This is a genomic window from Agromyces aerolatus (assembly GCF_031432255.1).
GTDB lineage: Bacteria > Actinomycetota > Actinomycetes > Actinomycetales > Microbacteriaceae > Agromyces.
Genome location: NZ_JAVKGQ010000013.1, coordinates 48,947 through 69,117 on the forward strand (window position 1 = coordinate 48,947; position 20,171 = coordinate 69,117).

Here is a 20,171-nt window from a genome sequence, read left to right on the forward strand (position 1 = left end):
TCGCCGTCGCGTCTATACTCGCGCGCGGCGGGATCTCCGGGAAAGCCACGCGTCGGCGGCGACCGCGACGAGGATCAGGGCACCGGTCACGACCTGCTGATAGGTGGTGTCCCACCTGAGCAGGTTGAAGCCGTTGCCGATGATCGTCAGGATGATGACGCCGACCACCGTGCGCCAGACGGCCCCGGTGCCGCCGAGGATGCTCGTGCCGCCGATGACGACGGCGGCGATCGCGGTGAGCTCCATGCCGATCCCCATCGACGGTTGCGCGGATCCGGCGCGCGAGGCGAGCACCATGCCGGCCGCGGCCGCGCAGACTCCGTTGATCGCGAACACGGAGATGTGGATGAGCGGGGTGCGGACACCGCTGAGCCGGGCGGCCTCCTCGTTCCCGCCGACGGCGTAGATGCGGCGTCCGAACGTCGTCCCCCACAGCACCAGGCCGAGCACGACGGTCACGATGATGAGCAGGACCGTGCCGCCCGAGATCCCGCCCCACACGGGAAGGGCCCAGACCCGGAACGCCTGCAGCTGGTCGCTCGGCACGGCCAGGATCATCCCCCCGGTGAGCACGATCGCGAGCCCCCGGTAGATGATGCTGATGGCGAGCGATCCGATGAACGAGTTCACCCTCGTGGCGACGATGATGGTGCCCGTGATCGTGCCGAGGACGGCCCCGACCACGAGCGCGCCGACGAAGCCGAGCGCCACGCCGAGGTGCGTCGTGAGGAACACGCCGGCCACCGCGGACACGGCGAGCGTGGCCGAGGCCGACAGGTCGAACACCCCCGAGACGATGCAGAGCGTCGCACCGACGGCGAGCAGGCCGATGACGACGGCCTGATCCAGCAGGTTGACGATGTTCTGGCTCGTGAGGAAGGTGTTCGTCGCGAGACTCAGGAAGAGGACGATGGCGAGCAGACCGCCCAGGATGCCGAAGTCCTTGAGGTCGATGCGGCGGCGTCGGGGTTTCGGCTGGGCCGGCGGGGCGAGCTCCTGCGTGGAAGTCACGGATTCATCTCCTAGAGGAATGCGGCGGACATGATGTCCTCGCGGTCGGCTGGCGCGGTGAACTCGGCGACGGTTCGGCCCCGTCGGAGGACGAGGATCCGGTGGGAGAGCGCCATGACCTCTTCGAGTTCGGAGCTGACGACGATCACGGCGGTGCCGGCCGCGGCGAGGTCGAGGATCAGGGTGTGGATGTTGACCTTCGCGGCGATGTCCACTCCGCGGGTCGGCTCGTCGATGAGCAGCACGATCGGCGGCTCGACGAGCCATTTGGCGAACAGCGCCTTCTGCTGGTTCCCGCCCGAGAGCGCGCCGACGGGCACGTGGCCGACGCTTCCGCGCACGTCGACCGTCGTGATGACCCGGTCGACGGCGGCACGTTCGGCGCCGCGGCGCACCACGCCGCCGACCTGGCGGCGCCCGAGGGAGGCGAGGGCGACGTTCTCCGTCGTGTCCCGCGCGAGCACGAGGCCCTCGTCCTTCCGCGACTCCGGCACGAGCGCGAGACCGCGGTCGATCATGCGCCGGATCGAGCCGCGGCGGATGACCCGGCCGCCGATCTCGATGGTGCCCGATCTCCGGCGGTCCGCGCCGAACAGCGCGCGCAGCGTCTCGGAGCGGCCGCTGCCGACCAGGCCCGCGAGCCCGAGGACCTCGCCGGCCCGCACCTCCAGCGACACGTCGGCGATCCGGTCGGTCGTCAGCCGTTCGGTGCGCAGTACGACCGGCGCATCGTCGGGCACCGGATCGGGTGTCCTCGACAGCGCCGCGACCTCACGGCCGACCATGAGGCGCACCAGCGATTCGGTCGTGTGGCCGGCCGCGTCCTCGGTGACGATCTGGGCGCCGTCCCTGAGGACCGTGATCCGGTCGGCGAGACCGAGGATCTCCTCGAGGAAGTGCGAGACGATCACGATCGTGGTGCCCTGCCGCGCGAGCGTGCGGAGGACGGTGAGCAACTGCGCCGTCTCGGTCTCGCCGAGCGCGGCGGTCGGCTCGTCGAGGCACAGGACCCGCGATCCCCGCGCGAGCGCCTTGAGGATCTCGACCTGCTGCGCCGTGCCGAGCGGCAGGGACGCGACGAGGCGGTCCGGGTCGAGGTCGAAGCCGCTCTGCTCGCACAGCTCGTCGAAGCGCGCCCGGTCGGCGCCGGGCCGCACGATCCCCGACGTGTTCGCCCAGTGTCCGAGGAAGACGTTCTCCAGGACGGTGCGATTCGGGACGAGCGCGAGCTCCTGGGCGATCAGGGAGACGCCGTGCGCGATCGACTCCCGTGGACTGCCGAGGCGCGCGGGCGTGCCGTCGAACAGCAGCGTGCCCGCGTCGGCCGTGATCGAGCCGCCGAGGATCTTCAGGAGCGTGGACTTCCCGGCCCCGTTCTCGCCCAGCAGCCCGTGGATCTCACCCGGTGCGATCTCGAGCGTGACGTCGTGCAGGACGGTCACGCCGTGGTACGACTTCCCGATCCCTTCGAGCCCGATGACCGGCGCGCCGACCGGCGCTCTGACCGAGGTGCCCATCGTCATCGCACCCCTCCCTTCCATTGCGTCTGGCTGAGGTGGCGCGGGCGGTGGGCGTCCGGGCGAGGCCGGACGCCCACTGTCCGTGCCGGGGTCAGTCGTCGTAGGTCGCCTCGAACCCTTCGAGGTTCTCGGCCGTGCCGATCGCCCCGAACGACGTGAGGTCCGCCTGGGAGATCGCGACCTCGACGTCCTCGCCGTTGTGCTGCTTGATGCCGAGCTCCGCGGCCGTGAACCCGTTCAGGTAGAGGTCGAGCGCGTAGGTCGCGAACCAGTCGCCGCTGCGCACGGCTTCGACGGCCTGGCGGGATGAGCCGTTGCCGACGAACAGCACCGGGCTGTCCGCTCCGGCCGCGAGGCGCGCGCCGCCGACCGCCTGGGACGAGCCGATGACGACGTTCACGTCGGGGTTGGCGGTGATGATGTCCTGGAACGCGGCCTGACCGCTGTCCGCGGTGTATCCGCCCTCGACCTGGGCCACGACCTCGGCGCCGCCGGCGGTCAGCGTCTCGACGACGGCCTGGGTGCGTGCGTTGTCGAGCGGGAGCGCGCGGAAGCCCTCCATGTACCCGACCTGGCACGGGTCGGCGCCCGCCTCCTCGCACGCGAGCAGTCCCATCTCGCCGAGCTTCTCACCGTTGATCACCGCGGGGTCCACGATCGAGATCGCTCCGTCGATCTGCGGCTCGGCGGTCTCGAAGTCCGGTCCGACCGCGGTGAACTCGACGACGACCGTGATGCCCGCGGCGATGGCCTGCTCGAGCGGGGCCTGGACGACGAGGTTGTCGTTGGCCTGGATGATGATGATGTCGAACTGGCCCGACGTGACGGCGTCGGTGATCTGCTGTGCCTGGAGCTGGCCGTCGAAGTTCGGGTCGACGAACTCGACCGAGGCGCCGTACTCCTCGGCCGCGGCCTCGACGCCGTCGTAGACGCCCTGCGCGAACGAGTTCGCCGCGGCGAACCCGAAGAAGCCGATGCTGAGCGCGTCGTCACCCTCGGTGGGCTCGGACTCGGCCGGTCCGCTGCAGCCGGCGAACGCGACTCCGGCCGCGATGGCCAGGGCCGGAATGGCGAGGTGCTTCCTTCTCATGGTGAATGCCGATCCTCTCGTGAAGTGGTGCGTTCGGGTGGTGCCGGGCTGTGGTGGGCGTGGTCGGCCCGCGTCGCGGGATCCGTCGTCCAGGTTCAGTCCGCGTCGCGGAATCCGTAGTCCGCGGTCGCGCGTTCGGGGGAGATGTAGCCGTTCTCGACGTCGTATCGCACCGCGTCCGGGTCCCGGAGCGCCGCGTCGCCGTACCCGCCGCCCCCGCCGACGGCGAGCCGCACGATCGTGCCCTTCGTCGCGGGGTGGGCGTTGAGTTTGAGCGTGCGGAACTCGTCGGGCTGACCCGGGTTGATGACGACCTCGGGACCCGTCGCCCCTTCACCGCCGAACAGTCCCCATGCGGGGGTGAGGGACCGCTCGAACCACAGACCGAAGACCCCGTCGGCGAGGAACTCGTACTCGCGGACGACGCCGTTCCCGCCGCGCCATTGCCCGGACCCGCCCGAATCCGTCCGGATCGAGTACTCGCGGATCCGGAACGGCCACTTGGTCTCGACCATCTCGATCGGGAAGTCCTGGAGCGAGCCGTTGACGTTGTTGATGAGCGCCGACTCGCCGTCCGAGCCGTCCCAGGCACCCCAGCCGCCGAGGGTCGCCTCCATCGAGACCCAGTCGCGCCCGACCCGCGGATCGAACCCGGCGCTCGTGATGATCATCGAGTCCCCGTGGCTGGCCGCCGCGACCCGGTCGGGCATGGCCGGCGCGAGCGCGCGCGAGACCATGTCGATGAGCATCCCGAGGTGGGAGAAGTACCACTGGCAGGGCGCAGGTGAGACCGCACCGAGGACCGATCCTTCGCGCACCTTGACGGTGAGCGGCCGGAACGACCCGCCGTTGGAGTTGGTCTCGGGGCTGACGAGGATCTTGTAGCCGACCCGGAGCGCCGAGATCGCCTGCGCGACCCCGCAGTTCACGGGCCCGCGGGTCTGGTCTGCGGACTCCGTGACGTCGAACTCGATCTGGTTGCCCGAGACGGTGACCTTGAGCTTGATCGGGATCGGCGTGCCGAGGTCGATGCCGTCGTTGTCGAGGACGCCCTCGGCCGTGTAGACGCCGTCGGGGATCTGGCGCACGCGTTCGAGCTCGAGCTCCTCGGTCTGGCGGAAGATCTCGTCGCGCGCGGCCTCGATGACCTCGAGACCGTACTTGCGGACGAGCTCCTGCATGCGGATCGTCCCGAGTCGCAGCGCCGCGACCATCGCGTGCATGTCACCGACCGTCTGGTACGGGAACCGCGTGTTCGTCTGGATGAGCTCGACCACGTCGGTCTCGACGCCGTCGGCGACCAGTTTGACGGGTCCCATCCGGAACCCCTCCTGGAAGATGTCGGTCGAGTCCATGGACGCGCCGACGTCCTTGCCGCCCATGTCCATCCAGTGCGCCCGCGTCGCGGAGAACCCCACGAGGTCGGCGTCGACGAAGACGGGTGCGAAGATCGTCACGTCATTGAGGTGCGTGCCGCCGATGTAGGCGTCGTTGAGGATCCAGACGTCGCCCTCCTTCCAGACGTCGCGCCCGTACTTCTCCTCGACCGCCTTCGAGCAGGTCTCGATGTTGCCGAGGAAGAGCGGCAGGCCCGCGGACTGGCCGAGCACCTGGTGGTGCTGGTCGAGCAGCGCGACGACGCAGTCGCCGCCCTCGTAGATGATCATCGAGTACGCGGAACGGATGAGCGTGGCGTTCATGTCCTCTGCAGCGCTGGTCAGCGCGTTGCGGAGGATCTCCACGGTGACCGGATCGACCGTCACCTGCGTCGTCGCGGTGGGGTCCGTGTTCGTGAGCGTCATGGCGTTCAGGCCTCGCTTTCGATCTCGAGATTGGTGATGACGAGGGAACCGTGGGCGTCGACCCGCACGGTGAACCCAGGGGGGACGACGGTCGTCGCCGTGGCCTCGATGACGATCGCGGGGCCGGTGAACTCGTGCCCGGCGCCCAGGTCGTCGCGTTCGGTCACGATGGTGTCGACCGCCTCGCCGTCGAACACCACCTGCCGGATCTCGTGCACGAACTCGGCGCTCGCCGCATCCGCCACGGTGAACGCGCTCGGGTTCTCGAGCCGTCCGACCACCCGGGTGCGCAGCGTCACGATCTCGATCGGCGCCCCGAGCGTCGAGTGCCCGTAGCGGGCCTCGTACGCGGTCGCGAAGCGCCGGCCGAGCGCGTCCAGGAAGTCCGCGTCCAGCGGCTCGTCGGCGTCGCGAAGCGGCACCGTGAGGAAGTACTCCTGGCCGAGGTAGCGCACGTCGACCGCGTGCTCGGCGTACCGGTCGGCCGAGGGGATGCCCTCGCTCTCGAGGGACGTGAGCGCCTCGGCCTCGACGCCGCGGAGCACGCGCGACATGTCCGTCGGGTCGATGTCCTCGTCGAGAAAGTAGTACGGCTCGGTGAAGTCGCGCCGGATGTCGCCCTGGAGCATGCCCCATGCGGAGAAGGCACCGGGGAAGCGGGGCACGATGGTCTCGCGGATGCCGAGCTCCTTGGCCAGGAACACCGCGTGCATGGGGCCCGCGCCGCCGAAGGCGACGAGCGAGAAGTCGCGCGGCTCGATGCCGCGCGAGATCGTGATGGTGCGGATGGCCTGCGCCATCTGCGAGTTCGCGACGTTGCAGATCCCCTCGGCGATCTCGATCGCATCGAACCCGAGCCGGTTGCCCACGGTCTCGAGGGCGCGGACGGCGGCCTCACGATCCAACTGCATCTGGCCGCCCGCGAAGTTCTCGGCGTCGACGCGGCCGAGCACGAAGTTCGCGTCGGTCACGGTCGGCTCGGTTCCGCCGCGCCCGTAGCACGCGGGACCCGGCTGTGCGCCCGCGGAGCGCGGGCCGACGCGGAGGCCGCCGGCCTCGATCCAGGCCACCGACCCGCCACCGGCGCCGATGGTGTGGATGTTCACGATGCTCATGAGCATGGGCAGGCCCTCGAGCGCCGCCTCGGTCGACACGTCGGGGGTGCCGTCCACGACGAGCGAGACGTCGAACGACGTGCCGCCCATGTCGACGCCGATGAGGTTGCGGTTGCCGACGATCTTCGTCAGCGCCTCGCCGCCGATCGCGCCGCCCACCGGGCCCGAGAGCAGCGTCTGCAGCGGCCGCTCGCGTGCCGACTTGGCGGTGAGCACGCCGCCCGAGGACTGCATGATGTGCAGCGGCGCGTCGACCCCGCGGCCCCCGAGCTGCTCCTCGAGGTCGAGCAGGTACGAGCGGACGACCGGCCCCGTGTACGCCTCGATGACGGCCGACGAGGTCCGCTCGTACTCGCGCCATTCCTTCGCGGCCTCGTGCGAGAGCGAGACGGTGAAGTCCTCGCCGAGGACCTCGCGCAGGATCTCACGGGTTCGCAGCTCGTGCGTCGGGTTGCGGTAGCTGAACAGGTAGCCGACGGCGACCGCGCCGTACCCTTCGTCCTTCGCGCGGTGCGCGGCCGCGCGCACGGCCTCCTCGTCGAGCGGCGCGAGCTCGCTGCCGTCGTACTGGAACCGCCCGGGGATGCCGACCACGTCGCGTCGTTCGATGAGCGGCTCGGGCTTGCGGTACTGCGCGTCGTACAGGCGGTGCCGCGGACCGCGAGCGATGTGGTAGACGTCCTGCGCCCCGTCCGTCGCGAGCAGCAGCACCCGCACGCCGCGCCGTTCGAGGAATGCGTTCAGGCCCTGCGTCGTGCCGTGGACGATGAAGTCGATGTCGGCGAGATCGTCGATGAGCGATTCGAGGCCGCCCAGCACCCCGGTGCTGAGATGCCCCGGAGTCGTCGACGCCTTCGCGGCCCGGAACTGCCCGGTCGTCTCGTCGAACGTCACGATGTCCGTGAATGTCCCGCCGATGTCCATCGACACCCTGTAGCTGGTCACGTGCTGCCCTCCCGGTCCGTCTGATAAGCGTGAATGCTATGCACGGCCGAGATCGGCGCCGTGTGCAGAACGCCGCAGGGGAGGGTGCGCGAGCGGGCACATTGCCCGATCTCAGTGGGATGGATGCGCCTCGCGCCGGAAAATTCGGGCTTGACCGGTGTGGTTCGGCCGTTCCCGAAGGATGTTTCGGCGAGGTAAAACCTGTGCGGGGCGGTCGCTATTCGACCAGCGGGAGGGTCGCGCCGTCGCGCGTCGCCGCGTTCAGCGCACGTGCGTCGAGGCTCGCGTCCCAGAGCGAGACGACGGATGCTCCGAGTCGATCCTCGAGGCCCGCGAGCGAGCCGACCCGGTAGGTCACGGCCGCGGCCGGGGCATCCGCCTTCGTGAAGCCGTGCGCGAGCGAGCGCATCCAGGACTCGGTCGCGGCCTTGACCGCCGTGTAGTTGGCGCTGCCCGCGCTCGGCCGCGCGACGGTCGTGGACGAGACCGCGGCGATGCGCCCGGCGGGCGAGCCGACGAGGTCGCCCCAGAACGCGCGGCTCACGTGCCGGAGCGCCGTGAACGACCGCTCGAGCATCCGGTAGTCCGCCTCGGACTGGTCGGGGATGCCGCCGCCGCCGCGCCAGCCGCCCACGAGGTGCACGACGCCGTCGAGCCGGCCCGCGCGAGCGTGCACGCGCTCGGCGAGCTCGCGCACCCCGTCGTCGTCGGCGAGGTCGGCGACCTCGCCGACGGCTCCCGGGACCTCGGTCTCGAGCGCACGCACCCGGGTCTCGTCGCGGCCCGCGACGATCACCCGCGCGCCGCCGAGCGCGAGCGCGCGGGCGACCGCGAGGCCGGACGGGCTCGTCGCTCCCGCGACGAGCACCGCCCGGCCGGTGAGGCCCGCGCCGGGCCCGGGCGCGCCGGATGCCTCAGCCATCCGTCTTCGCGGTGATGCCGACCGTGGACTCGATGACCGGTCGCAGCTTCTTGTCGAGCGCCTCGTAGAACATCGACAGCGGGAACTCGTCGTCGAGCACGAGGTCGGTGTACCCCTTGGGTGGCCCCGCGAGCACCTCGCGCGGCAGCCCCTCGGCCCAGACCGACGCGGGATTCGGCGTGAGCACACCGCGCACGAGCTCGTACGCGGCGAGCCAGTGCGCGGTCTTTGGCCGGTCGATCGACTTCCAGTACAGCTCGTCGATCGCGTCGCCGAGGGCGACGACCGCGTCGGGCACGGCGGCCCAGTCGAAGCTCAGCGAGACGTCCGTCCACTCGAGCACGTGCCGCTGGTGCAGCCACGCGAACAGCAGCTGGCCGCCGAGCCCGTCGTAGTTGCGCACGCGTGAGCCCGTGACCGCGAACCGGAAGATCCGGTCGAAGATCACCGCGTACTGGACGAGCCTCGCGTGCTCGGCGAGCTGCGCGTCGATGGGCGACAGTGACTCGCCCGCGTCGACGCGCGTGGCCAGCCCGCGCTCGATCTTGACCGACTCGCGGAACGCCGTGAGGTCGCAGCGCAGCTCCTCGAGCGAGTACAGGAAGAACGGCATGCGCTGCTTGATCATGAACGGATCGAACGGCAGGTCCCCGCGCATGTGCGTGCGGTCGTGGATGAGGTCCCACATGACGAACGTGCGTTCGGCGAGGTCGTGATCGTCGAGCAGTCGCGCGGCGCCGGCGGGAAGCTCGAGCTTCGTGATCTCCGACGCCGCCCGCACGACGCGCCGGTAGCGCGCCGCCTCCCGGTCCTGGAAGATCGCGCCCCATGTGAACGGCGGGATCTCGCGCATCGCGACCGTCTCGGGGAACAGCACGGCCGAGTTCGTGTCGTAGCCGGGCGTGAAGTCCACGAGCCGCAGGCTCACGAAGAGCCGGTTGCCGTAGTCGCCCGCCTCGAGCGCGGCGATGAACTCGGGCCAGATCGTCTCGACGACGAGCGCCTCGACGTGCCGGTCGGGCGAGCCGTTCTGGGTCGTCATCGGGAAGACCACCAGATGGCGGAGCCCGTCGACGCGATGCCGCTGCGGCTGGAACGCCACGAGCGAGTCGAGGAAGTCGGGCACGCCGAAGCCCTCGGCCGCCCAGCGACGGAAGTCGAGCACCGACGCCTCGAGGTACTCCGCGTCGAGCGGGAATCGCGGCGCGAGCGCGGCGATCGCGGTCACGATCGTCTCGACCAGCGCGGATGCCTCGGGGTGAGCGGATGTCTCGGGGACCGAGCCGTCCTTGGCCTGCAACGCCTGCAGTCGCGTCGCCGCCTCCTTGAGCCGCCGCCAGGCGGGGTCGTGCTCGACGTCGTGGGCGAGCGCGAGCACGCCGGTCTCGTCTTCGAGGACCTCGGGTTCGCCAACGATCGCGGCCATGCTGGTCTGTGACATCGGAACCTCCGTCCTCGGGGTCGGGCTGATATACGGCGGAAATCGACCGTTCCTCCCAGGCTAGGAGCGAAACCGTGGCGAATGGTTGTCGCTCGGCGCGGGAATCGTGCGTGCACGCAGGATTTCGCCGCGATTCTCGCCGCCCAGCGCAACCCAGGACTAGAGGGGATGCAGAGCGAAGGCATAGCTTGGTCATAGGCCGCGTCCGTACGGTCGCAGCACACCACCAACGAAACGAGGCCGTTCCATGTCCGCATCACGTCCGTCCGCCGCTGTGAAGCTGCTCCTGCCCGTCGTCGCGCTCGTCATCTCGCTCATCGCCGCCGTGATCGGCGCGCTCTGGACCTCGTCGGCGAACTCGACGCTCTCAGCCGCGCTCACGAGCCAGACCGGGACGGCCGCCGACGTGTACGGCAGCCAGTCGCTCATCGTGGTGTCATCGGCGCTGCTCTCGGCGGGCATCATCGGTGTCGTCGTGTCGCTCGCCGCGCTCGGCATCCTGATCGGGCTCGGCGCGTTCGCACGCCCCGACACCGAGCCCGCGGCGGATGCGTTCGCCGATGACGCCGAGTACGGCGAGTACGAGCGCGCCGAGGAGGCCGTGCCCGCCGGCGCCGTGCCCGCGGCTGCGGCACCCGCCGCGCAGGCGGCCGCACCGGTCGCGGCGACCCCCGCGACGCCCGCCCGCCCGGCCGACGAGCCCCTCATCGAGACCTCGGCCAACGACGCGCCCGACGTGCCCGCGACCCCGACCGAGGCGCCGACGACCTCCGAGGAGGCGGACCGCCGCCCCTGACGCCCCGCCCCGTTGGTCGAGTAGCGACCGACGAAGGAGGGAGCGTATCGAGACCCGGTGGTTGCGCGCAGAGTTCAGCTCGGCAGGGTCTCGATACGCTCGCTGGCGCTCGCTACTCGACCGGCGGGCGGCCCGCGAGCACCTGCGCGATGCGCTCGGGCACGGTCGCGTCCTGCAGTGACGTCGTGTCGCCGAGCGGGCGGCCCTCGGCGAGGTCGACGAGCAGGCGCCGCATGATCTTGCCCGATCTCGTCTTCGGCAGCTCGGCGACGAACACGAGGTCGCGCGGCTTCGCGATCGGCCCGATGGCCGTGGCGACGTGCGCGCGCAGCGCGGCGGCCCGGGCGGATGCCTCGGGCGAGGCATCCGCCCGCTCGCCGGCGCCGTCGCGCCCGACGACGAACGCCGCGATCGCCTCGCCGGTCGTGGCGTCCGAGACGCCGACGACGCCGGCCTCGGCGACGTCGGGGTGCGCGACCAGCGCCGACTCGATCTCGATGGTCGAGAGCCGGTGGCCTGACACGTTGATGACGTCGTCGACGCGACCGAGCAGCCAGATGTCGCCGTCGGCGTCGAGCCGCGCGCCGTCACCCGAGAAGAACGAGCCGCGGTGCGCGAAGCGCGCCCAGTACGAGTCGCGGTAGCGGTCGGGGTCGCCCCACACGGTGCGGGCCATGCCGGGCCAGGTGCCGTCGATCACGAGGTATCCGCCCTGGCCGCGCGCGACCTCGTCGCCGTGTTCGTCGACGACGCGCGTCGTGAGGCCTGGCAGGGCGCCCAGTGAGGATCCGGGCTTCAGCGTCGACACTCCGGGCAACGGGGCCATGACGCCCGCGCCGGTCTCGGACTGCCACCACGTGTCGACGATGGGCGCGCGGCCTCCGCCGATCTGCTCGTGGAACCAGACCCAGGCCGCAGGGTTGATCGCCTCTCCGACCGAGCCGAGCAGGCGGATGCTCGAACGGTCGAGGCCCTCGGGCAGCCCGTCGGGGAACCAGCTCATGAACGACCTGATCAGGGTCGGCGCCGTGTAGTAGGTCGTGACGCGGGACCGCTCGATGATCTCGAAGTGCCGGCCGGCATGGGGCGTGTTCGGGGTGCCCTCGTAGATCACGCTCGTGACGCCGTTGAGCAGCGGCCCGTAGAGCTCGTACGTGTGCGCGGTGACCCACGCGAGGTCGGCGGTGCACCAGTAGACGTCGTCGGGCTTGACGTCGAACACGGCCCACTGCGTGTACGCCGCGTGCGTGAGGTAGCCGCCCGTGGTGTGCACGAGCCCCTTCGGCTTCCCGGTCGTCCCCGAGGTGTAGATGATGAACAGCGGCGTCTCGGCGTCGAAGTACTCGGGCTCGTGGGTGTCGGGCTGCCGGTCGACGAGCTCGTGCCACCAGACGTCGCGGCCTTCGGTCCAGGGCAGGTCGGGCGTCTCGTCGCCCGTGCGCCGGATCACGAGCACATGCTCGATCGACGGCACGCCCTCGACCGCGGCATCCGCCGCCGCCTTGACCGGCACCGCCGCGCCGCGCCGGAACTGCCCGTCGGTCGTCACGAGAAGCTTCGCGCGGGTGTCCTCGACACGGAACCGCAGCGCCTCGGCCGAGAACCCGCCGAACACGAGCGAGTGGATGGCGCCGAGGCGTGCGATCGCGAGCGTCACGATCACCGTCTCGGCGAGGACCGGCAGGTAGACGACCACCCGGTCGCCCTTCGTCACGCCGAGCTCGGTCAGCGCGTTCGCGGCCTTCGCGACCTCGCGCTCCAGCTCGGCGTAGGTGAGCGTGCGCCGGTCGCCGCGCTCGCCCTCGAAGAAGAACGCGACCTTGTCGCCGAGGCCGGCCGCGACGTGCCGGTCGACGCAGTTCACCGCGGCGTTGAGCTTTCCGCCCGCGAACCACGTCGCGCCCACGTCGCCGCCCGCCGGTCCCGCTGGTCGAGTCGCGGGCGACGAAGTCGGATGCGTATCGAGACCCCCCGCCCCCGTCGCCGGATGCACCCACGTGTGCGCCGTGTGCCACCGCTCGGCCCAGTCGAGCCGTTCGGCCTGCTGCTCCCAGAACCCGACCGGGTCGGCCGCGGCCGCCTCGTACAGCTCGGCGGCGAGCTCGGGCGTCACGTTCGCGCGCGCCGCGAACTCCGCGGGCGCGGGGAAGCGCCGCTGCTCGTCGAGCAGGGTGTCGATCGTCATGAGTCGGGTTCCTTCGCCGTCCGGCTCGCGGCGCCGTCGGCGCGAAGCATCCGTCACCCCGACGCTAGGCGACCCGCCGCTCGCGCGCTGGCCCGCACGTCACGCTCGGTAACGCTTCCCTCGCCGCACTCGCTCCCGAGGGGTCGGCTCGCGAGGGGTCGGCTCGCGAGGGGTCGGCTCGCGAGCGGTCGCAGATGGCGGGTGTCTTGCGACAGGACCCGCCATCCGCGACTTCTCGAGGCCGCGTGGGGACGTCGGCCGCGCTACGCCCAGCGCTTGACGGCCCAGCGCTCGAACAGGCCGATGAGCGCGTCGGAGAGCTTGCCGAGCACCGCGAGCGTGATGATCGCGAGGAAGATGCGGTCGATGCGGCCGTTCTGGCCCGAGTCGTTGAGCAGGAAGCCGAGGCCCATGGAGCTCGCGATGAGCTCCGCGGCCACGAGGAACAGCCAGGCCTGCGCGAGCGCGAGTCGCAGCGCCGATACCACCGACGGCACGACCGCGGGCAGCTGCACCGCGCCGAACAGCCGGAACCCGCGCAGCCCGAACGCCCGGCCCGCCTCGAGCAGCTGCCGGTCGACGTGCCGCAGCGACGACGCCACGATCGTGTAGACGGGGAAGAACGCGCCGATCGCGATCAGGATGACCTTCGAGTCCTCGCCGATGCCGAACCACAGGATGAGGAGTGGCACCCACGCGAGCGACGGCACCGCACGGATCCCGCCGAGGGTCGGGGAGAGCAGGATGTCGCCGAGCTTCGAGAGCCCGACGACCGCGCCCACGGCGAGCCCGATCACGGCGCCGAACGCGAAGCCGAGGAACACGCGCTGGGTCGAGATCGCGACGTAGAGGCCGAGCAGCCCGCGTTCGGCGAGGTCGACCGCCGCGAGCCACACCATCTCGGGGCTCGGCAGCATCGACAGCGCCACGAGGCCGCTCGTCGACACGAACTGCCACGTCGCGAGCAGCGCGAGCGGGATCAGCGCGCCGCCCACGATCCGGAACCAGCGCCGGTTCACGAGGCGGGTGCGGTTCGCGGGCACGGATGCCTCGGGCGATCCGGATGCCCCGGGCCGCGGCTCGCTCGGCCGCCGGTCGACACCCGACGAGCCCTGCCAGCCGGCGGCGGCGGCGCCCAGGCCGTCCTGCGTCACGGGCGCGGCGAACTGCCCGTCGACCGACGTCGCTGCCCCGTCAGCCGGTCGAGTAGCGCGCGACGAAGGAGCACGCGTATCGAGACCCGCGTCCGCGTCCGAGACATCCGTCCGCCCCGAGGCATCCGTCATCGCTCTGTCCTTCCCTGGAGCCGCTTACTCGAAGCGGCTCGGGTCCGCCTGCGTGACGAACTCGTCGTTGATGAGCGTGTCGAGCGCCTGGTCGACCTGCTGCTGGGTGGCGACATCGCCGAGCTCGACGAAGATCGGGCCGATCTTCTCGAGCACCGCGACCTGCGCGTCGCCCGGCACCGGGTCGACGTCGAGGTTCGAGCGCTCGTCGATGACCTTGGTCGCGACCGCGAGGTCGAGGCCGGCGACGTCGGCGAGGATCTGCGCGGTCTCCTCGAGGTTCGCCTGCGCCCACGCGCGGGCCTGCTCGTACGCGTCGACGACGGCCTGCGCGACCTCGGGCTTGCCTTCGAGGAAGTCCTCGCGCGCGTTCAGGAAGCCGTAGCTGTTGAAGTCGACGTCGCGGTAGAACAGCGTCGCGCCCGCCTCTTCGGCCCCGGCCATGATCGGGTCGAGGCCCGACCAGGCGTCGACCGAGCCGTTCTGCAGCGCGGCCCAGCCGTCGGCGTGCTGCAGGTTCTGCACGACGATGTCCTCGGGCGAGAGCCCTTCGGCCTCGAGCGACTGCAACAGGAAGAAGTACGGGTCGGTGCCCTTGGTCGCGGCGACCTGCTTGCCCTTCAGGTCTTCGACCGAGCCGATCTCGGAGCCGGGAGCCGCGACGAGCGCGGCCCACTCGGGCTGCGAGTAGATGTCGATGACCTGGATCGGCGAGCCGTTCGAGCGTGCGAGCAGCGCGGCCGAGCCAGCCGTCGAGCCCACCTCGACGGCGCCGGCGCGCAGCGCCTCGTTCGCCTTGTTCGAGCCGGCCGACTGCACCCAGGTGACCTCGAGGCCCGCGTCTTCGAGCCAGCCCTGGTCCTTGATGATGAGGCTCAGCGGGTTGTAGGTCGCGTAGTCGATCGCGAGCGTCTGGCCCTCGAGCGAGACGGCCTCGCCTGCGGCGCTCGGCTCGGGTGCGGCGTTGCTGCCCTCGCCGGCGACGCAGCCGGTGAGGAGCAGGGCGCTTGCGGCGGCCGCGCCGATCAGCGCGGTGCGGAGGGTCGTGGTGCGGGTCATGCGTGGCTCCTCTGGTGCGGGTGTGGGTCGCAGGTCGGTGAGGTGGTGCTGGCTGTGTGGTGCTTGGCTGTGTGGTGCGGGTCTGGCTGTGCGGTCGGTCAGTAGGGGAAGGCCGGGATGGTCGTCGTCGAGGGGATGCCTCGCGCGGACCCGTGCCGGTCGATGCCGAGTCCGTCGAGGAGCCGGCCGCGGAGCTCGGCGAGCTCCGCGGATCCGCGGTCGCGCGGGCGCGTGCCCGGGACGACGACGGTCTGCTGGATGATCGCGCCGGGCTGTGCGGGCGCGGCGTCGTCGCGCGGGCTCGGCTCCTCGGCGCCGAGCAGGATGATGCGGTCGGCGAGCTGCAGCGCCTCGTCGACGTCGTGCGTGACGAGCAGCACGGTCGTGGGTTCCGCGGCGTGCACGTCGAGCAGCAGGTCCTGCATCTTCAGGCGGGTGAGGGCGTCGAGCGCGCCGAACGGCTCGTCGAGGAGCAGCACCGAGGGGTTCCTGGCGAGGGCGCGCGCGAGCGAGGCGCGCTGCGCCATGCCGCCCGAGATCTCGCGCGGCCGGTGCCCGGCGAAGTCGGCGAGACCGACGAGCTCGAGCAGCCGGTCGACGTGCTCGCGGCCGGCCTGCCGTGCGGCGCCGCGCGGCAGGCCGAGCGCGACGTTCTGCGCGACCGAGCGCCACGGCAGGAGGCGGGGCTCCTGGAACCCGACCGCGCAGCGCGTGTCGAAGGGCTTCACGTCGGCGCCGCCGATCGCGACCCGGCCCGAGGTCTGGTGGTCGAGCCCGCCGGCGATGCGCAGCAGGGTCGACTTGCCGCATCCGCTCGGCCCGAGGATCGCGAGGATCTCGCCGGCCTCGACCACGAGGTCGAGGCCGCGGAGCACCGGGCGCGCACCGTCCGCGGTCGGGAACGCGCGGCCGAGGCCCGTGAACTCGACCGGCAGCGCGGCGCCGCCCGGGGCCGGGCGCGGCGTGGTCGAGGTCGTGGTCATGTTCGCTCCGGGGCAAGTCGGCGCAGGTCGGGGGACGTGCCCGACGGTACCGAGGCTCGCGACGCGTGTCAGCCCGGCGCGACCCATGGCGTAACACAGCCGCCGACGCGCGGCGGCACACCCCCGCGTCCCTCGCCCGCGAACCAGCGGGCGGAGCTCAGAGCCCGCGCTCGTTGAGCCAGTCGAGCAGCACGTGCGTGAACTCGCCCGGGTGTTCCACGTTCGGCAGGTGCGCGGCGTCTTGGAAGCAGAAGCCCGTCGCGTCGGGCAAGGCGTCGAGCAGATGTGCGTACTGGGCACGGGCGGGGCTGAGGTCGTACTCGCCGACCATGACGAGCGCGGGCACGCCCAGCTCGGCGAGCCGGTCGTTCGCGGCGGGCTGCAGCGGCTCGGGCGTGCCGACTCCCGCAGGCTGCGAGGCGTTGGGTGCCGCGAGCTCGTGGGCGAACGCGACGAAGTCCGGGTCGAGGTCGGTCTCGAGGCGCAGCGAACCGGCCGCCCACAGCGCGGTCTCGAGGCGTGTGAGCGCGTGCCGGTCGCCCGACTCCGCCGCGGCGTCGAGCGCGTCGAAGCGGCGATGCTCCTCCTCGGTCAGGGAGGAGGCCGCGAACCCGCTGGGCCCGCCGCCGACGAGCACGACGCCGTCGACCCGGTCGGGTGACTCGAATGCGAGGTCGAGCGCGATCGTCGCACCGCGGCCCGCGCCGACGAGCGTCGCCGACGGCACCGCGAGGTGATCCATGACCGCGCGCACGTCCGCCCGATTGGAGTACGGCACGTCCTCATGCGTCGACGCGCCGAAGCCGCGCAGGTCGAGCCGCACGACGCGATGGCCCGCCGCGAGCGCCGCGATCTGCGGCTCCCACATGCGCATTGTCGCGACGCCCGAGTGCAGCAGGACGAGCGCGGGCGCCGACACCGGACCCTGGGCGTCGTAGGCGAGTTCGGCACCGGGCACGGCGAGCATGGGCATGGTTCGAGCGTAGGCGGCCGTGCTGAGAGCTGACCCGCCGCTCACTCGTCGTCCCCGTCGGACCCGCCGCGATTGCCGTTGCCGTTGTTCCCGTTGTTCCCGTTCCCGTTGTTGCCGGGGCCGCTGCGGTCGCGGTCGTTGTCGCGCTCGGCGCGCCGGGCCGCTTCCTCGGCTGCCGCTTCCTCGGCGGCGGCCTGCTCGGCCGCGACCCGCGCGGCCTCCGCGGCGGCGGCCTGCTGCGCGGCCTCGGCCGCTTCGCGTGCGGCCTGTTCAGCAGCCTGCTGCGCCTGAATCTGCGCGTCGAGGTCGGCGCGCACCGTCGCGATCGCACCGGTGATCCGCGCCTCGCGCGCGTCGCCGAGCGTGCCGGCTTCGGATGCCTCGGCCACCGCGGTCTCGAGCAGCGCGAGCTCGGCCGTCGCGCCCGCGAAGTCACCCGCGAGCGAGCGTTCGGCGATCGCGGCGACCTGCTCGCGGAACGCGGCGGCGTCTTCCGCGCCGAGGTCGGGCTGGGCGACGCACCCGGTGAGGGCGAGACCGGAGACGAGCGCGACCGCGACGAGGCCACGGGCCGCTCGTCGCCGCGCCGGTGCGCGTGTGGTCCCGGCGGCGAGCCCGGGAGCGCCTCGGCCGGTGACCGCGGCGCGCGGTGCGGATGTGCTCGCCGTCCGCCCGGTCACCGCGGGCGCAGCGCGTTCCGCGGCGGCTTCCGGCGCACGTCGTCGCATCATGGCGTCACCGCCTCCTCCAGCTCTTCGAGATGCACACCGAGCTCGCCCGGCACGCTCGGGATCGGCGCGGGCGTCGGCTCGGGCTCGCCGCCCCCGGTCGTCGAGAGCAGCATCGGCAGCGTGATCGCCACCATCACCACCAGCGCCGCAACGGCGCCCACCGGGATGAGCCACGCCGGCCGCCGACGGTGGCCACGCGTCCCCGTCCCCGCCTTCGTGCCCGTCGGCTCCCCGAGCCGCATCGTCGGGGCGTCGCCGTGTTCGTCGAGCTCCTCGGCCGCGAGCATCCCGGTCTCGGCGTCACGCCCGTGTGCGCGCTGAGCGCCATTGAACAGTCCGGTCGGCTCGGGCATCAGCCCCGTCGCCTCGGAGCGGACCGTGCGCTGATCGGCTGCCCGCTCGGCGTCGACCTGCGGGTTCGTCCCGCCCGAGGCATCCGCCCGCTCGCGCATCTCGCCCGTCGCTGCGCCACCTACGCCGTCCTGCGCCACCCCGGGTGGCGCAGACCCGCCCGAACTGGCGCGCAGGCCGGCGCCCGGCTCGTCGCCGAGATCGGGCCCGAGCGCAGCCGCGGCCACCGCGACCTCGAGCGCGGACGGCCGGTCGCCGGGCTCCCGCGCGAGCATGGCCGCGATCAGCGCACGCCAGTCGGCGCCGAGGAACCCCGGCAGCTCGGGGTCGCGCGTGAGACGCGCGCTCGCGGCCTCGAGCGCGGGCCCGGGGAACACCGCGCGGCCCGTGCGCGACTCGAGCAGCAGCAGCCCGAGCGCGTAGATGTCGGAACCCGGCCCCGCGCCCAGCCCGCGCACCTGCTCGGGCGCGAGGTAGGCGGGTGTGCCGATGAGGCCGCCCGTCGCGGTCAGGTGTGCGTCGTCGACGAGCCGGGCGATGCCGAAGTCGGCGAGCTTCGCCCGCCAGGCCCGTGTCGGCACGGGCGACGGCGCGAGCAGCACGTTCGCGGGCTTGACGTCGCGGTGCACGATGCCGCGCGTGTGGATCATGTGCAGGGCCTCGGCGAGCTCGACCGTCATCGCGGCCGCCGTGTCGGCGTCGAGCGGTCCATCGGCGTCGAGCCGTTCGCGCAGGTTCGGGCCCTCGACGAGCTCCATGACGAGGAACTCCCGGCCCGTGCCCGGATCGCGCACCGAGTCGTGCAGGGTCACGAGCGCCGGGTGGGTGAGGCTCGCGAGCAGTGCGGTCTCGGATCTGCGCCGTTCGGGGTCATCGAGGCCCTCGGCGCCGCGGAAGACCTTGATCGCGACCTCGCGGCCGAGCGCCAGGTCGGTCGCGCGGTACACGGTCGCCACACCGCCGCGGCCGATGAGCCCGGTCACGCGATAGCGCTCGCCGAGCACCGCGCCGACGAGCCCGTCGTCGACGGCAGAGTCTGGAGGTGCCGCAGTCACGCAAGCGAGAGTAGACCCGGTGCGTGGACCTGTGCCTGGGGTTGCGCTAGCCGAAGATCATGGGCAGGTCGCCCTCGTCGTCGCCGCCGAGATCGAGATCGGCGAGCACCGGCACGTGATCGCTCGGGGCATCGCCCTTCCGCTCGTTGCGGTGGATCGAGGCATCCGTCACCGCGTGCGCGAACGCGGCCGACCCGAGGATGAAGTCGATGCGCATGCCCTCGTTGCGCGGGAACTTGAGCTGCTTGTAGTCCCAGTAGGTGTACAGCCCCTCGGGCACGCGTGCCCGCACGACGTCGCTCACGCCCGCGTTCTCGAGCGTGAAGTATGCGTCGCGTTCGGCGGGGGAGACGTGCGTGGTCACGCCCACGACGACGGCGGGGTCGCCGTTGTCGACGTCGAGCGGCGCGATGTTGAAGTCGCCCATGAGCGCGAACGGCACCTCGGGACGCGCCGTGGTCTCGGCGCGCGTGTACTCGGTGAGCGCCGCGAGCCAGTCGAGCTTGTACGTGTAGTGCGGGTCGCCGAGGGAGCGCCCGTTGGGCACGTACAGGCTCCAAAGCCGCACGCCCTCGACAGTCGCGCCGAGCGCGCGCGCCTCGAGCGGCAGCTCGGGCCCGTCATGCCCCTTCAGGAAGCCCGGCTGGCCCGGGAAGTGCGTCTCGACCTCGGTGAGCGGATGCCTCGACGCGATCGCGACCCCGTTCCACTGGTTCAGGCCGTGCGCGACGACCTCGTACCCGGCCTCCTCGAAGGGTGCGTAGGGGAACTGCTCGGGCTTGCACTTGATCTCCTGCATGGCGAGCACATCGACGTCTTCACGCACCATCCAGTCGACCACGCGGGCGAATCGGGTTCGGATGGAGTTGACGTTCCACGTGGCGATGCGCATCCTCTCAGCGTAGA

Annotated in this window: 16 protein-coding genes; 1 reads left to right on the forward strand and 15 read right to left on the reverse strand. The window is 71.8% G+C overall.

Translation table 11 applies throughout. From position 1 onward, the window contains the following. Positions 1-12: 12 nt before the first annotated feature. From RH864_RS14925 to RH864_RS14955, 7 genes are all read right to left on the reverse strand, one after another. On the reverse strand, positions 13-1,011 hold the full coding sequence (locus RH864_RS14925) for an ABC transporter permease (RefSeq protein ID WP_310518359.1): 999 nt from the start codon (positions 1,009-1,011) through the stop codon (positions 13-15). 11 nt (positions 1,012-1,022) lie between these two features. Further along, on the reverse strand, positions 1,023-2,534 hold the full coding sequence (locus RH864_RS14930) for a sugar ABC transporter ATP-binding protein (protein ID WP_310518360.1): 1,512 nt from the start codon (positions 2,532-2,534) through the stop codon (positions 1,023-1,025). Between the two features lie 88 nt (positions 2,535-2,622). Beyond that, positions 2,623-3,621, reverse strand: coding sequence for a sugar ABC transporter substrate-binding protein (locus RH864_RS14935; protein ID WP_310518361.1), 999 nt, complete (start codon positions 3,619-3,621; stop codon positions 2,623-2,625). 95 nt (positions 3,622-3,716) lie between these two features. Next, positions 3,717-5,423 carry a hydantoinase B/oxoprolinase family protein gene (locus tag RH864_RS14940; protein WP_310518362.1) on the reverse strand — a complete coding sequence of 569 codons (1,707 nt, stop codon included), beginning with the start codon at positions 5,421-5,423 and terminating at the stop codon, positions 3,717-3,719. 5 nt (positions 5,424-5,428) lie between these two features. Further along, positions 5,429-7,483 (reverse strand): hydantoinase/oxoprolinase family protein, encoded by a 2,055-nt coding sequence (locus RH864_RS14945; protein ID WP_310518363.1) that lies wholly within the window; start codon positions 7,481-7,483, stop codon positions 5,429-5,431. A 217-nt stretch (positions 7,484-7,700) separates the two neighbouring features. Further along, complete coding sequence (locus RH864_RS14950; RefSeq protein WP_310518364.1) at positions 7,701-8,405, reverse strand: SDR family NAD(P)-dependent oxidoreductase; 705 nt, start codon at positions 8,403-8,405, stop codon at positions 7,701-7,703. Then, entirely contained in the window at positions 8,398-9,831 is a 1,434-nt protein-coding gene (locus RH864_RS14955) for a DUF6421 family protein (RefSeq protein WP_396129988.1), read from the reverse strand. Before RH864_RS14955 ends, RH864_RS14950 begins: the two co-directional genes overlap by 8 nt. Before the next feature lie 262 nt (positions 9,832-10,093). Between RH864_RS14955 and RH864_RS14960 the strand changes: the two genes are divergently transcribed. Then, entirely contained in the window at positions 10,094-10,642 is a 549-nt protein-coding gene (locus RH864_RS14960; protein WP_310518366.1) for a hypothetical protein, read from the forward strand. A gap of 112 nt (positions 10,643-10,754) precedes the next feature. On the opposite strand, the gene acs is transcribed toward RH864_RS14960, so the two are convergent. The 8 genes from acs to RH864_RS15000 all read right to left on the reverse strand — a co-directional run bounded on the left by acs (position 10,755) and on the right by RH864_RS15000 (position 20,157). Then, positions 10,755-12,827, reverse strand: a complete 2,073-nt coding sequence (acs, locus tag RH864_RS14965; RefSeq protein ID WP_310518367.1) for an acetate--CoA ligase — start codon at positions 12,825-12,827, stop codon at positions 10,755-10,757. A 263-nt stretch (positions 12,828-13,090) separates the two neighbouring features. Continuing rightward, entirely contained in the window at positions 13,091-14,113 is a 1,023-nt protein-coding gene (locus tag RH864_RS14970; protein WP_396129987.1) for an ABC transporter permease, read from the reverse strand. Between the two features lie 24 nt (positions 14,114-14,137). Next, complete coding sequence (locus RH864_RS14975) at positions 14,138-15,172, reverse strand: aliphatic sulfonate ABC transporter substrate-binding protein (protein ID WP_310518368.1); 1,035 nt, start codon at positions 15,170-15,172, stop codon at positions 14,138-14,140. Between the two features lie 98 nt (positions 15,173-15,270). After that, a complete protein-coding gene (locus RH864_RS14980) occupies positions 15,271-16,155 on the reverse strand; it encodes an ABC transporter ATP-binding protein (RefSeq protein ID WP_310518369.1) in 885 nt (294 codons plus the stop codon). 157 nt (positions 16,156-16,312) lie between these two features. Continuing rightward, positions 16,313-17,128, reverse strand: coding sequence for an alpha/beta fold hydrolase (locus RH864_RS14985; protein WP_310518370.1), 816 nt, complete (start codon positions 17,126-17,128; stop codon positions 16,313-16,315). A 41-nt stretch (positions 17,129-17,169) separates the two neighbouring features. After that, positions 17,170-17,859, reverse strand: a complete 690-nt coding sequence (locus RH864_RS14990; protein WP_310518371.1) for a hypothetical protein — start codon at positions 17,857-17,859, stop codon at positions 17,170-17,172. Beyond that, positions 17,856-19,265 carry a serine/threonine-protein kinase gene (locus tag RH864_RS14995; protein WP_310518372.1) on the reverse strand — a complete coding sequence of 470 codons (1,410 nt, stop codon included), beginning with the start codon at positions 19,263-19,265 and terminating at the stop codon, positions 17,856-17,858. The genes RH864_RS14990 and RH864_RS14995 overlap by 4 nt, the downstream gene beginning before the upstream one ends. 46 nt (positions 19,266-19,311) lie before the next feature. Beyond that, entirely contained in the window at positions 19,312-20,157 is an 846-nt protein-coding gene (locus RH864_RS15000) for an exodeoxyribonuclease III (RefSeq protein WP_310518373.1), read from the reverse strand. Positions 20,158-20,171: the final 14 nt, after the last annotated feature.